Below are 13,666 nucleotides of genomic sequence, written 5' to 3'. Positions count from 1 at the left end.
GCCATGATCAAAGCCCCCGAACTGCTGCTGCCGGCAGGCACGCTGGACAAGATGCGCGCCGCCTACGATTTCGGCGCCGACGCAGTCTACGCCGGCCAGCCGCGCTACAGCCTGCGCGCCCGCAACAACGATTTCAAGCTGGAAGAGCTGAAGCAGGGCATAGACGAGGCTCACGCCCGCGGCAAGCTGTTCTTCGTCGCCAGCAACATCCTGCCGCACAACAGCAAGATCAAGACCTATATGGCCGATATGGAGCCGGTGATCGCGATGAAGCCCGACGCGCTGATCATGGCCGATCCCGGCCTGATCATGATGGTGCGCGAAAAGTGGCCGGAAGTGCCGATCCACCTGTCGGTGCAGGCGAATACCGTCAACTACATGGGCGTCAAGTTCTGGCAGAAGCTGGGCGTGTCGCGCATCATCCTGTCGCGCGAGCTCAGCCTGGACGAGATCGCCGAGATCCGCCAGGAATGCCCTGACATGGAGCTGGAAGTGTTCGTGCACGGCGCCTTGTGCATCGCCTATTCCGGCCGCTGCCTGCTGTCCGGCTACTTCAACCACCGCGATCCGAACCAGGGCACCTGTACCAACGCCTGTCGTTGGGACTACAAGGTGCACGACACCGAGGGCGACGACTCCGGCGACGTGCAGGTGATCCAGTTCGACTTCAACAAGGCGATGGAAGAAGCGAACCAGAGCTTCTCGTCCTGCGGCAGCCAGCAGCGCCATCCGCTGGCCGACAAGACCTATCTGATCGAGGAAGGCAGCCGTCCGGGCGAATTGATGCCCATCATCGAGGACGAGCACGGCACCTACATCATGAACTCCAAGGACCTGCGCGCCGTCGAGCAGGTGGAGAAGCTGGTCAAGATAGGCGTCGATTCGCTGAAGATCGAAGGCCGCACCAAGAGCCTGTACTACGTGGCGCGCGCCGCCCAGGTCTACCGCAAGGCGATAGACGACGCCGTCGCCGGCCGCCCGTTCGATCTCGGCCTGCTGGCCGATCTGGACGGCCTGGCCAATCGCGGCTACACGCCGGGCTTCCTCGAGCGCCATCAGAGCCAGGATTACCAGAACTACCTGACCGGCCACTCCAAGGCCAAGCAGAGCCAGTACGTCGGCGACGTGATCGAAGTCGACGCCGACGGCTGGGCGCTGATCGAGGTGAAGAACCGCTTCGCCGTCGGCGACAAGCTGGAGGTGATACACCCGTCCGGTAACCGCGTGATCGAACTGGCCGAGATGACCCGCAACGGCGAGGCCGTGCAGGTCGCGCCGGGCAACGGCATGCAGGTGCGCATTCCTGGCATGGCCGGCTACGACGGCAGGGCGCTGATCACCCGCTTGTTCTAAGCGCGGTTGTCGCCGTCGTTGGAAAAGGCCGCCTTGGGCGGCTTTTTGTTTGCGCGGCTGGTGCCTGCGGTGTTGCGGGATTTCCACTTGATGGGCGGTACCGGCGGCGGAGCGTGGCGACGGGCGAGGCATTGTGATGACATTGTCTTGGATGGCCGGCTGGCCAGGCTGGCGCCAAGGTCGGCAGCGGCGCGCGACTGTTGACTATCCTAAACGGCGCCGACGTCGCCGCCGCGTCGGAGGCGGTTTTTTCATCCCGGACAAGCGGGGCGCTATTGCCAGCGTAAGTAATTGTGATTAAAAAGTAGTGACATAAAGCAAGCGGCGTGGAATTTATTAAACACCAACGCCGCGCATGGAGAGTGAGAGAGGAAACCATGATGCAAATCGCCTGCTTCCGACCCGACTGTCGCGCATCCGCCTGTTCGTCGTCCGCATCCGTCGCCTCTCCCCCGTCCGAGCACCCCAGCCCTCCCGTCTCCCGCTGATCCACCCCGCTGATTCCATACGGAATTCCGTTGTACATGCCGTAACGCATGGACATATTGCGCGCGCCTGCCCACGGTGTATGTTGGCAGTGTGGCGGCGGCAGCGGTCCTGCGATTGAAGAATGCGTTCCCCGGCTCTCCCGGCCTGGATCGGGAGCCTTTATGGTCGTGCTACTTAGGAAGCCTGTCATGAACAAGAAACTGGTTCGCAAAGTTCTGTATTCGCTGTTGCTGTTGTTGCCGGCCTCGGGCGCGCTGGCAGAGGACAAGGTGCTCAACGTCTACAACTGGTCCGACTACATCGCCAAGTCCACGATACCCGGCTTCGAAAAGCAGACCGGCATCAAGGTCAAATACGACGTCTACGACAGCGACGACACGCTGCAGGCCAAGATGCTGACCGGCCGCGCCGGCTACGACATCGTCGTGCCGACGTCCAACTTCATGGCCAAGCAGATCGAGGCCGGCATCTACCAGAAGCTCGACAAGTCCAAGATTCCCAACCTGTCGCACCTGGACAAGGCGCTGATGGCCAAGATCGTCGACGCCGATCCGGGCAACGCCCACGGCGTGCCCTGGGCCTACGGCACCGACGGCCTCGGTTACAACTACACCAAGGTCAAGGCCTTGCTGGGCAACGGCGCGCCGCTGGACAGCTGGGACATCCTGTTCGATCCGAAATACGTGTCCAAGCTGAAGGGCTGCGGCGTGTCGGTGCTGGATCAGGCCAACGACGTGTTCGCCGTCACGCTGCATCATCTGGGCAAGGACCCGAACAGCAAGAACCCGGCCGACTACCAGGCCGCCTTCGAGGCCTTGAAGAAGATCCGGCCCTACATCACCCAGTTCAATTCGTCCGGCTATATCAACGACCTGGCCAACGGCGACATCTGTCTGGCGCTGGGCTGGTCCGGCGACGTCAACATCGCCAAGCACCGCGCGGCCGAGGCGAAGCGCGCCTACCAGCTGGGCTACGTGATTCCGAAGTCCGGCGCGCCGATCTGGTTCGACGTGATGGTGATTCCGAAGGACGCGCCGCATCCGGAAGAGGCTCTGAAGTGGATCAACTACATCGAGACGCCGGAAGTCAACGCGGCGATCACCGACGAGGTGTTCTACCCGACCGTCAACGCGGCGGCGCGCAAATTCGTCAAGCCGGAAATCGCCAACGATCCGACCATCTACCCGCCCGAGCCGGTGATGAAGACGCTGTTCCTGCTGAAGCCGCTGCCGCCGGACATCATGCGTCTGCAGAACCGCTTGTGGACGCAGTTGAAGACCGGCCGCTGAGTCGTCGCGGCCGTAGCGCATAACAATCAGTCCGCCGCCCGGCCTGGCCGGGACGGCCGGACAACCGTGGAACATCGCCCGCCGCGCGCGGCGGGACGGATGGTGTCGGCGGGCTGGATCCGCCGGCGGGACGCAATGTCGAGACGCCTGGCGCGTCGTGGTGCCACCATGAAACAAACCGTTCTGAAACGCTTCTTGCCGTCGGGCAGGGGCGCCGTGATCGGCGTGCCCTTCCTGTTCCTGTTCGTGTTCTTCCTGCTGCCCTTCCTGCTGGTGGTGGGCATCAGCTTTTCGCAGCAGCAGCTGGGCATCCCGCCTTACACGCCGTTGACCAAGTTGGAGAGCGACGTCTACACCATCGCGCTCAACATCGGCCACTACAAGTTCATGCTGAGCGACGACCTGTACTTCGCCACCTATATCAGCTCGGTCAAGATGGCCTTCTTCTCCACCGTGCTGTGCCTGTTGATAGGCTACCCGATGGCCTATTACATCGCCCGGGCCGAGGGGACGACGCGCAATACGCTGATGATGATGGTGATGCTGCCGTTCTGGACTTCCTACCTGATCCGCGTCTACGCCTGGATAGGCATATTGAAGAACGACGGCTTCCTGAACCAGTTCCTGCTGTGGCTGGGGGTGATAGACAGTCCGCTGCACCTGTACCACACCAACTGGGGCGTCTACATCGGCATGGTCTTCTCCTATCTGCCCTTCATGATCATGCCGCTGTACGCTCACTTGGTGAAGATGGACCTGACGCTGCTGGAGGCCGCCTACGACCTCGGCGCCAGGCCGTGGCGCGCGTTCTGGCAGGTGACGCTGCCGCTGTCGAAGAACGGCATCATCGCCGGCAGCCTGCTGGTCTTCATCCCGGCGGTCGGCGAGTACGTGATCCCGGAGCTGTTGGGCGGTTCGGACACGTTGATGATAGGCCGGGTGATGTGGGACGAGTTCTTCAACAATCTGGACTGGCCGATGGCGGCCACCGTCACCTGCTGCATGGTGGCGCTGCTCTTGGTGCCGATGGCGCTGTTCCAGCACTACCAGGTCAAGACCATGGAGGAGGCGCGATGATCAAGCCAAGCAAACCGTTGTCCTTTCTGGTGCTGGGCCTGGGCTACGCCTTCCTCTACCTGCCGATCGCGTTGCTGGTGCTGTACTCGTTCAACGAGTCGAAGCTGGTGACGGTATGGTCGGGCTTTTCCACCAAGTGGTACGCCGCGCTGCTGGACGACGACGAGTTGATCAGCGCCGCCTGGCTCAGCCTGAAGATCGCGCTGATGACGGCGACGGCGTCGGTGGTGATGGGCACCTGGGCCGGCTTCGTGCTGGGCCGCTTCGGCCGCTTCCGGCTGTTCGCCTTGTTCACCGGCATGGTCAACGCGCCGCTGGTGATTCCGGAGGTGATACAGGGCATCTCGCTGCTGCTCTTGTTCGTGGCGATGGAGCAGAGCTTCGGCTGGCCGGAGGGCCGGGGGGTGTTCACCATCTGGATAGGCCATGTGATGCTGTGCGTGTCCTATGTGACCATCGTCGTGCAGTCGCGGGTGAGGGAGCTGAATTTGTCGCTGGAAGAGGCGGCGATGGATCTCGGGGCGCGGCCGTTGAAGGTATTCTTCGTCATCACGCTGCCCTTGATCTCGCAGGCGCTGGTGTCGGGCTGGCTGCTGTCGTTCACGCTGTCGCTGGATGATCTGGTGCTGACCGCCTTCCTGTCGGGGCCGGGCTCCACCACCTTGCCGATGGTGATCTTCTCCCGCGTGCGGCTGGGTCTGAACCCGGAGATGAACGCGCTGGCCACGCTGTTCATCGTGCTGGTGTCGCTGGGCGTGGTGGCGGCCAATGTTTATATGGGGGCGATGGCGCGCAAGCGCGACAAGGAAATGCGGCTGGCCTTCGCCAATGGTTGAGAGCGGTGTGAAAACGACAACGACAATGCGGCACAAGGAGAAATGACGATGAAGAGGATATTGATCAGCGCCCTGATCGCGGCGCTGCCCGGCGCGGCGCTGGCCGACGCCAAGGCGGACGAGATCACCAGGCTGAGGGCCCAGATGCAGCAATTGCAGCAGCAGATGGCCGCCTTGCAGAAGGCGGTGGACGCGGCGGCGGCGAGCCAGCCGTCGCCGGCCGCGGCCGCGGCCGGCGACGACGCCAATTCCGAGCTGAAGGAGAGGGTGGCCAATATGGAATTGAAGGTGGACAAGCTGAACACCGCCGCCACCGACGGCCCGCTGGCCGGCCTGAGCATCACCGGCTATCTCGATCCCACCTATGTCTACAACCGGGCACAGAACAGCGCCGGCTTCCAGTTCCTGAACCACCAGAACAGCTACGCCTACAGCAACAGCACCTTCGGCGACGTCTATCTGGACATCAAGAAGACCTTCGGCGTCGGGCCGACCGCCCCCAGCGCCGAAATCACCATCATGCCGAACCGCGGTTCCGGCAACACCCTGCTGGACGGCGGCAGCGGCAACAACATCATCAACACCGCGGTGATCAACTTCCCGCTGTCCGACACCTGGAGCGTCAACGCCGGCCTGCAGAACAGCTTCGGCGGCTACGAGGTGCAGCAGTCCAATCAGATGGTGACGCTGTCCCACGGCTTGTTGTACGACTTCAGCGATCCGGGCAGCTATGTCGGCGCCGGCGTCGCCTGGAGCCACGACGTCTGGGCGTGGAAGTTCCTGCTGGCCAACGAGCAGTACCGCACCCACGCGAATCTGGCCAATACCGGCACCAACGCGGCCAACGGCAATCCCCAGGTCAAGAGCAACAACACGCCGACCGTCACCGCCCGCGTCGACTACACCTGGAGCAGCGCGCTGGATCTGGGCGGCTCGTTCAACGCCGGCCGGCAGACGCTGCTGACCGGCAGCGGCTGCAGCGGCGGCTTCGGCTACCAGTGCGGGGCGACCGATCCGTACTCCAACTACTTCTTCGTCGAGGCCGACGCCAGCTACACGCTGGGCGACGTGATCTACAACGCCGAGCTGGACTACGGCCAGCAGCAGAAGGCGGCCTGGAACGGCGGGCAGGCGCAGTGGTACGGCGTGTCGCTGCTGGGCCACCGCAAGTGGATGACGGACACGCTGGGCAAGATGGGCGCCACGTTGCGCTACGACTATCTGAACGACAGCAAGAACGGCGGCGGCGGCGGCGGCGTGGCGCTGGGCAGCGGCGGCTACGACGGCGTCAACGGTTTCGGCGTCGATCCGGCCTGCCTGGCCAGCGGCGCCACCGACTGCAAGGGCGCCAATCGCCAGGCGCTGACCGCCGACCTGCTGTTCTTCCCGACCGACCAGCTGACGCTGAAGCTGGAGTACCGGCATGATTGGGCCAGCCAGGCGGTGTTCCAGCGCAACGACGGCAGCCTGAAGCGGAGCAACGACATGCTGGGCGCCCAGGCGGTCTACAGCTTCTGATCGAGCAGACGCGGCGGCGGGCTCGGCCCGCCGCTTTTTTATTTGCCCGCCTTGCGGCAAAATGCCGTAATCATTTTATTTTCGCGCGACGCCGCTTCCCCGACCATGCTTCTCGATCTGCTGCGCTGGCCGCTGCCGCGCTATCGTCCCGATCCCGGGCGCCCCCACCATGGCCCGGACGGTTACCGCAATCTGTATCCGTTCAAGCAGCCGCGCTTCGTCGACCTGGCGCGCTGGAGATGGCGGCGGCGCTGGCTGCGGACCGAGCACCGGCCGCAGGACGTCCGCCGCGTCGAAGCCGACGTCGCCGCGCTGACGGCCAATCGCGGCCGGCCGTCGTATACCTGGATAGGCCACGCCAGCGGACTGATCCAGCTGGCAGGCGTCAATCTGTTGCTGGACCCGGTATGGTCCGAGCGCGCGTCGCCGCTGCAATGGGCTGGGCCGAAACGGCTGCTGCCGCCGGCCTTGCCGCTGGAAGCGCTGCCGCATGTCGACGTGGTGATGGTGACGCACAATCACTACGACCATCTCGATTTCTCCACCTTGAGCCGGCTGGCGGCGCAGCCGGGCGGCGCGCCGCTGTTTGTCGCGCCGCTGGGAGTCGGCGCGACGCTGCGGCGGGCGGGGGCGCCGGCCGGGCGCATCGTCGAGCTGGACTGGTGGCAGCGCCACCGCCACGGCGCGGTGGAGCTGACGCTGACGCCGGCCCAGCACTGGAGCAAGCGCTGGGCCTGGGGCGATCGCAACCGCGCGTTGTGGGGCGGTTTCGCCGCGGCGGGCGGCGGCGTCCAACTTTGGTATCCGGGCGATACCGGTTATCATCCCGAGCTTTTCGCGCGCATCGCCGAACACCTGGGCGCCGTCGATCTGGCGCTGCTGCCGATAGGCGCCTACCAGCCGCGCTGGTTTCTGGCCGCTCAGCATATCGATCCGGCCGAGGCGGTGGAAATCTTCCGCATCATCCGGCCGCGGCGCGCGCTGGCGGTGCACTGGGGCAGCTTCGCGCTGACCGACGAGCCGCTGCACCAGCCGCCGTTGGACCTGGCCGTGGCGCTGGCGCGCCGCGGCGTCGATCCGGCCGATTTCGGCGTGCCGGCGCTAGGCGAGACTTTCTGGCTGGATGCGTGATTCACCTGCAGTGGATCAAGCGAACGCCGATTGGCGGCCGACATCGCCGGATCAAGCATTGCCCGCATCGGCGCGGGCGCATACAATCAAACCCATATTTTTCAGAAGCGAAGACGTTTTTTCGTTTTCGCGGCATTTCGCGGGGCTATCAATGACGATTCATCAACTAATCAATCAGCGGGTACAGGCAGCGCTGGCGGCAGCCGGCGCGCCGGACGCGCCCGCCGTGATCCAGCCGGCGTCCAAGCCGGAATTCGGCGACTACCAGGCAAACGGCGTGATGGGCGCCGCCAAGGCGCTGAAGACCAATCCGCGCGCGCTGGCCGAAAAGGTCGTCGCCGCGCTCGATCTTGCCGGCATCGCCGACAAGGTGGAAATCGCCGGTCCGGGTTTCATCAATATTCACCTAGCCCCCGAATATCTTGCCCGACGAAGCGAAGCCGCCCTGAAAGACGACAAGCTGGGTATCGCGCCGGTCGCGCCGCAACGCGTGATGGTCGAGTACTCGTCGCCCAACCTGGCCAAGGAAATGCACGTCGGCCACCTGCGCTCGTCCATCATCGGCGACGCGCTGGCCCGGGTGATGGAATATGTCGGCCACGACGTGATCCGCGCCAACCACGTCGGCGACTGGGGCACCCAGTTCGGCATGCTGGTGGCCTATCTGGTGGAAACCCGCCACGCCGGCGACGCCGACCTGCAACTGTCCGATCTGGAAACCTTCTATCGCAACGCCAAGGTCCGCTTCGACGAGAGCGAGGACTTCGCCAACACCGCGCGCGACTACGTGGTCAAGCTGCAGGGTGGCGATGAGGAGGTGCTGAAGCTGTGGCGCCAGTTCGTCGACGTGTCGCTGAAGCACTGCGAAGAAGTGTATCAGACGCTGAATGTCGGCCTGAGGCGCGAGCACGTGCGCGGCGAATCGTCGTACAACGACGACCTGCCGGTCATCGTGCAGGAATTGCGCGAAACCGGCCTGTTGACCGAGGACGACGGCGCTCAGGTGGTGTTCCTGGAAGAGTTCCGCACCCAGGAAGACAAGCCGATGGGCGTGATCGTCCAGAAGAAGGACGGCGGCTTCATCTACACGACGACCGATATCGGCGCGGTGCGCTACCGGCACCGCGAGCTGAAGCTGGACCGCGTGATCTATGTGGTGGACGCGCGCCAGAGCCAGCACTTCGCCCAGATGTTCAGCATCTGCCGCAAGGCCGGCTTCGCGCCGGAGGAAATGAAGCTGGAACACGTCGGTTTCGGCGTGATGATGGGCGACGACGGCAAGCCGTTCAAGACCCGTTCCGGCGGCACGGTCAAGCTGATCGAGCTGCTGCACGAGGCCGAGGAACGCGCTTACGCGCTGGTGTCGGAGAAGAACCCGGACCTGTCCGAAACGCAGAAGCGCGAGATCGCCAACGCGGTCGGCATCGGCGCGGTGAAATACGCCGATCTGTCGAAGAACCGGATGAGCGACTACATCTTCAACTGGGACACGATGCTGGCCTTCGAGGGCAACACCGCGCCTTATCTGCAATACGCGTACACCCGCGTGCAGAGCGTGTTCCGCAAGGCCGAGGACTACGACGCCGGCGCGAAGATCGTCATCACCGAGCCGGCCGAGAAGCAGCTGGCCGCCGCGCTGGCGCAGTTCGAGGACACGCTGAACTCGGTGGTGGAAGGCTGCTACCCGCACTATCTGTCGCAATACCTGTACCACATCGCCACGCTGTTCTCGCGCTTCTACGAGGCCTGCCCGATCCTGAAGAGCGAGGGCGAGGTCCGCGCCAGCCGTCTGCAACTGGCCGCGCTGACCGCCAGGACGCTGCGCGCCGGTCTGGATTTGCTGGGCATCAAGGTGTTGGAGTCGATGTAAGCGCCTGCCTGCCTGACGCAGAAAGCCCCGCCCTGAACGGCGGGGTTTTTTTATCGGCGGGCGCATGAGGAGGGCGCGCGTGGCAAGGTTTTCCGGAACGGATGGCATGGCGGGCGCGGAGTCCATCGTGGGCGGGCGTGTTTTTGCGCTACCCGCGCATGATCAAAAATCAATCCTCCAAATCATATGAACGCCATCCTGATGAATGCCTCCCTGTCTGTCGCCGCGCGCCGCGCCGGCGTCGCGCTCTGCCTGCTGCTGCCCGCCGCCGCGCCGGCTCAAGCCGATCCGCAAACCGTGCCGCAATACCTGAAGCAAGCCAAGGCCAGCCAGCGGCCGGCCAAGCTGCTCGGCGAAAGCGAGGAGGGCGGCGTCAAGATGCGCAGCTACGGCTTCGTGTCGCAGCGCTGGCCGGGCGAGGGCAGCACGCTGGTCAGCGACGCGCCGCAATGGGAGCACGAGTTGAAACTGGCGCTGCCGCCGGGACGCAGGCCGGGCTCGCCGGTATTGCTGTATATCAGCGGCGGCATCAATCATGCGGAGAAGGGCGCGCAGCCGCCGCGGGACCCGCTGCCGCTGGCCGAGCTGGCGCGCGGGCTGGGCATCGCGGTGGCCGAGCTGTATTACGCGCCCAACCAGAATCTGAAGCTGGACGGACAGCCGGCCGGCCGCGAGGATGCGCTGGTCGCCTACAGCTGGCGCAAAAGCGTGGATCAGCCGGAGGCCGATCGCTTCAGCTCGCTGCATCTGCCGATGACGCAGGCGGCGACGGCGGCGATGGACGCGATCCAGGCCAGCCTGCCGGAGGCGCGCGCCTTCGTGCTGTCGGGCAGTTCCAAGCGCGGCTGGACCAGCTGGCTGGCCGGACTGAACGACGAACGGGTCCAGGCCATCGTGCCGGTGGTCGCCGATTTCTGGAACATCCGCGTCAACTTCACCCACGTGTACAACAGCTACGGCAAGCAATGGCCGGTGGCCTTGCGTGACTATCAGCAAAACCGCATCACCGCCGAGGTGCTGAACGGCAGCCCCGGTTTCGACGCCCTGCTGCGGTTCGAGGATGTGGTCAATTATCGGCAAAGCATGCCCAGATTGAAGAAATACCTGATATCGGCGTCAGGGGACGATTTCGCGGTGCCGGACTCCGCCTGGAGCTACCTGCCGATGCTGAAGGGACCGATGCAGCTACGCTATCTGCCGAACCAGTCCCATTACGTGGGCAGCAAGCAGGTGGGCGAGGCGCTGAGCCAGTTCATGGGCCGCTGGCTGGCGGGCAAGCCTTTGCCCGAGGCCAGCGTGGAAGGGGATGAGGCCAGCGGGCGGCTCAGCGTGAGCACCCGGGAGCCGGCGGTCCGCGCCAAATTATGGCTGGCGCGCAATCCGGACAGCCGCGACTTCCGCCTCCGTTCAGGCATCCGTTATCAGGATCAGCCGATCGACGGCAGCTGCCGGCAAGGCGAGTGTCGTTTCGAGTTCACGCCGGACGCGTCGCAGCCGGGCTGGCAGTCCTATTTCATCGAGTTCGAGGGCAAGGACTTCACCTGGACCACGCCGCCGCTGATCTGGCCTAATCGTTACCCGGATGGCTCGCGCGTGCCTTTCGGCGCGCCGCGCCTGCAATTGGGCGGCTGAAGCCGTCTTCAGGCAAGCCGCAGCAAGCGCTCGCGGATCTGGGCGGGGGCGCGCGCCTCCGCCTCCCAGTCCACGCGCCGGTAACTGCCGTCATCCAAGAGGTCGGCGCCGAAACAATCGCAGCCCAGCAGCCGGATGGCGGCCGGCAGCGCCGCCTGCGCCTCGTCTAGCAGCGCTTGCTCCTCGTCCAGCGCTAGCGCCGGCAGCGCCGCCCAGGCGCTTTCGTCTATCCAGCCCATGCTGCCCAGGCCGGCGATCAGCCGCTGCCGCTTCGGAATCAATCTGAAGAACATGAAGTCCAGCCCCAGCCACGCCTCCGCTTCCGGCAGGTAGCGCAGCAGCCGGCGGCGCAGCACGTCGGGCGCATCGAAGCGTTCGGCGTCGCCCAGCATGGTCAGCCGCAGCGCCGACTGGGCGCCGTCATCGCCGGGTTCGAGCAGCGACAGGCTGACGCGGGCGTTGGCCAGCAGGTTCTTGCTGTGTTCGGCCAGCGCGCTGACGACGAACACCGGGTGGTGACGCTCGTCGCAGAAGAACTGGATGGCGCTGGCGTACGGGTAGCCGGGATATTGGCGCGACTGCGTGGCCAGCGTGGCGTGGCGGCATCGGTGCAGCAGGCGGATGGCGAGATCGGGTTTCATGGCGGGCCGGCGTGGTGACGATGCCGTCATTCTAAGCGCAAAACAGACGCCCCGCCGCAGCGGGGCGTGGTGGCTCTGGTGACTCAGAAGCCGCCGGTCTTGCCGATGAAGGCGTTGAGATTGGCCACGTTCAGACTGCCCCAGCCTGTGGTGTAGTCCCAGCCGGCCGCGGCCTTGTAGGCGCCGTTGCTGCCGCTGGCGATATCGCGGTACAGCGAGGGGTTGGCCTTGAAATACTGGTAGATGCCGCGGGCCGGCATGCCCAGCCGATTGCCGTTGGCCGACTGGATGCGGCTCCAGAAGGCGGAGAACAGCGGCGCGGCCAGACTGGTGCCCCCGACCTGATAGGTCTTGTCGGCCACCCGAACCAAGGCGCCGCTGCCCGGATCGGCGTCGAAGGCGATATCGGGTACGCCGCGCCGGGTTTTGGAGAGAGTCAGCACGCCTGAGGCGGTCTGCCAGGACGGCGCGGCCTCGGTGGCGCTGGGGCCGCCGCCGCCGCTCCAGCTCGTTTCCCCGGCGTAAGCGGTGTTGCCGTTGGTGCTCAGCGTGGTGCCGCCGACGGCGATCACGTACGGGGATGCCGCCGGATAGCTTTGGTAGGGAGTGGAGCCGCCGCAGCTGTAGGAGCCGGAGTCGCCGCTGGAGACCGAGAAGGTCTGGCCGTGGGCCACGGCCGCCTGCAGCGTTTGGTCGATGCTGGCCGTCATGCCGGAATAGAGGGCGGCCAGCTCGCATTCACCCAGGGACACATTGACCACCTTGGCGCTGTTGGCCGACACCGCCGAGTTGAAGGCCGCGATGATGTCGGCATTGCTCAGCGAGGTCGCCACGTAGAATTGCAGCTGTTTCAGCGCGCCGCCGCTGGCGGCGAGCATGGTCTGGCTGTCCAGATTCCACTCTATGGTGCCAGAAGTGTCGGTGCCGGGCGTGCCGACATTGACGATGGAGACATTGGGCGCGGCGAAGCCGGCGCTGCTGGCGTAGCTGTTCAGGTCGGCTACCGTCTGGGTCAGATCGCCGGCGGCGATGATGCCGGCCACGGTATTGCTGGCGGGCGGGAGGCTGGCGGCGTTGTAGATGGCGGCGAAGTCTGTCGGTTCGTGGCCGATGACGGCGGTGGTGGCGACGGCCTTGCTTACGCTCTGGGCGCGGTAGGTGGTATGGAAACGGCTGACGTCCTGCAGGCCGTGCACCGCCAGCACGATGCCGGCCAGACTGGCCGGGACTTGGGCGCTCTGCATATTGGCTATCGCCTGCCGGCCGTCGACATTGAACCGATGCAGCTTGGTCCGGAAGGCGTTGTAAATCGTGGCGGCGTTGCCGTCGGCGGTGATCAGCAGATGATTGGGCGCCACGGTGACGTTATGGAAACCGTTTTGCTGCAGATAATCGACCACTTGCCGTGCCTGGGCGGCGGTGGGGGCGTACTGGGCCATGAACTGGTCATCGTTGATGATCTGGCCCCGGCCGGAGAGGATGTTGCCGGTGAGCGTGTCCAGCGCGGCCTTGTTGCGCACGGCCAGGCTGACCGCGATGTGCACGAGTTGGCCGCCGGCGATCTCGCCTTCGTCGAGCGCCGCCGGCATCAGTTGCTGGATCGGGTGAGCCTGGGTGTTGGTGGCAGCCCAGCTGGCAGCCTCGGCAGAGAGGCTGGATAAGCCGAAGAGCAGTAATAGAAGCGATTGATTGGTACGCATGCCTATTTCTCCTTATCTCTTTGGGAAGCACGCGCCGCGCCTTGGCTGGGTAAGCCGAGCGTGTTATGCGCGTGTACTTTCCATGGTAGCGGCTTGTCTTTTCTTTTGTAAAGTGTTTGCTTGATTCTTT

10 protein-coding genes are annotated in these 13,666 nt (G+C 64.8%); 8 read left to right on the top strand and 2 right to left on the bottom strand.

The features are described from left to right. Positions 1-6: 6 nt before the first annotated feature. From yegQ to CXB49_RS12555, 8 genes are all read left to right on the top strand, one after another. Complete coding sequence (gene yegQ / locus CXB49_RS12590; RefSeq protein WP_101710703.1) at positions 7-1,353, top strand: tRNA 5-hydroxyuridine modification protein YegQ; 1,347 nt, start codon at positions 7-9, stop codon at positions 1,351-1,353. Between the two features lie 677 nt (positions 1,354-2,030). After that, positions 2,031-3,131 (top strand): polyamine ABC transporter substrate-binding protein, encoded by a 1,101-nt coding sequence (locus tag CXB49_RS12585; protein ID WP_101708722.1) that lies wholly within the window; start codon positions 2,031-2,033, stop codon positions 3,129-3,131. A gap of 168 nt (positions 3,132-3,299) precedes the next feature. Further along, positions 3,300-4,208: an ABC transporter permease subunit gene (locus CXB49_RS12580; RefSeq protein ID WP_101708721.1), complete on the top strand. Its 909-nt coding sequence runs from the start codon at positions 3,300-3,302 to the stop codon at positions 4,206-4,208. Beyond that, a complete protein-coding gene (locus tag CXB49_RS12575) occupies positions 4,205-5,044 on the top strand; it encodes an ABC transporter permease subunit (RefSeq protein ID WP_101708720.1) in 840 nt (279 codons plus the stop codon). Before CXB49_RS12580 ends, CXB49_RS12575 begins: the two co-directional genes overlap by 4 nt. Positions 5,045-5,092: 48 nt before the next feature. Beyond that, a complete protein-coding gene (locus CXB49_RS12570) occupies positions 5,093-6,562 on the top strand; it encodes a DUF3138 family protein (RefSeq protein WP_101708719.1) in 1,470 nt (489 codons plus the stop codon). 105 nt (positions 6,563-6,667) lie between these two features. Beyond that, entirely contained in the window at positions 6,668-7,693 is a 1,026-nt protein-coding gene (locus tag CXB49_RS12565) for an MBL fold metallo-hydrolase (RefSeq protein ID WP_101708718.1), read from the top strand. 151 nt (positions 7,694-7,844) lie between these two features. Then, the gene (argS, locus tag CXB49_RS12560; protein WP_101708717.1) at positions 7,845-9,563 is read left to right on the top strand and encodes an arginine--tRNA ligase; all 1,719 of its coding nucleotides are present in this window, start codon (positions 7,845-7,847) and stop codon (positions 9,561-9,563) included. Between the two features lie 186 nt (positions 9,564-9,749). Then, positions 9,750-11,195 (top strand): PhoPQ-activated protein PqaA family protein, encoded by a 1,446-nt coding sequence (locus tag CXB49_RS12555; RefSeq protein WP_101708716.1) that lies wholly within the window; start codon positions 9,750-9,752, stop codon positions 11,193-11,195. Between the two features lie 8 nt (positions 11,196-11,203). On the opposite strand, the gene CXB49_RS12550 is transcribed toward CXB49_RS12555, so the two are convergent. Further along, on the bottom strand, positions 11,204-11,836 hold the full coding sequence (locus tag CXB49_RS12550) for a HugZ family protein (protein ID WP_158300814.1): 633 nt from the start codon (positions 11,834-11,836) through the stop codon (positions 11,204-11,206). A gap of 83 nt (positions 11,837-11,919) precedes the next feature. Then, complete coding sequence (locus CXB49_RS12545; RefSeq protein ID WP_101708714.1) at positions 11,920-13,536, bottom strand: protease pro-enzyme activation domain-containing protein; 1,617 nt, start codon at positions 13,534-13,536, stop codon at positions 11,920-11,922. Positions 13,537-13,666 lie beyond the last annotated feature (130 nt).

It is taken from the genome of Chromobacterium sp. ATCC 53434 (assembly GCF_002848345.1).
Classification (GTDB): domain Bacteria; phylum Pseudomonadota; class Gammaproteobacteria; order Burkholderiales; family Chromobacteriaceae; genus Chromobacterium.
The sequence above is the reverse complement of the archived record's forward strand: the minus strand, read 5'-3'. Positions and strand labels throughout refer to the sequence as shown.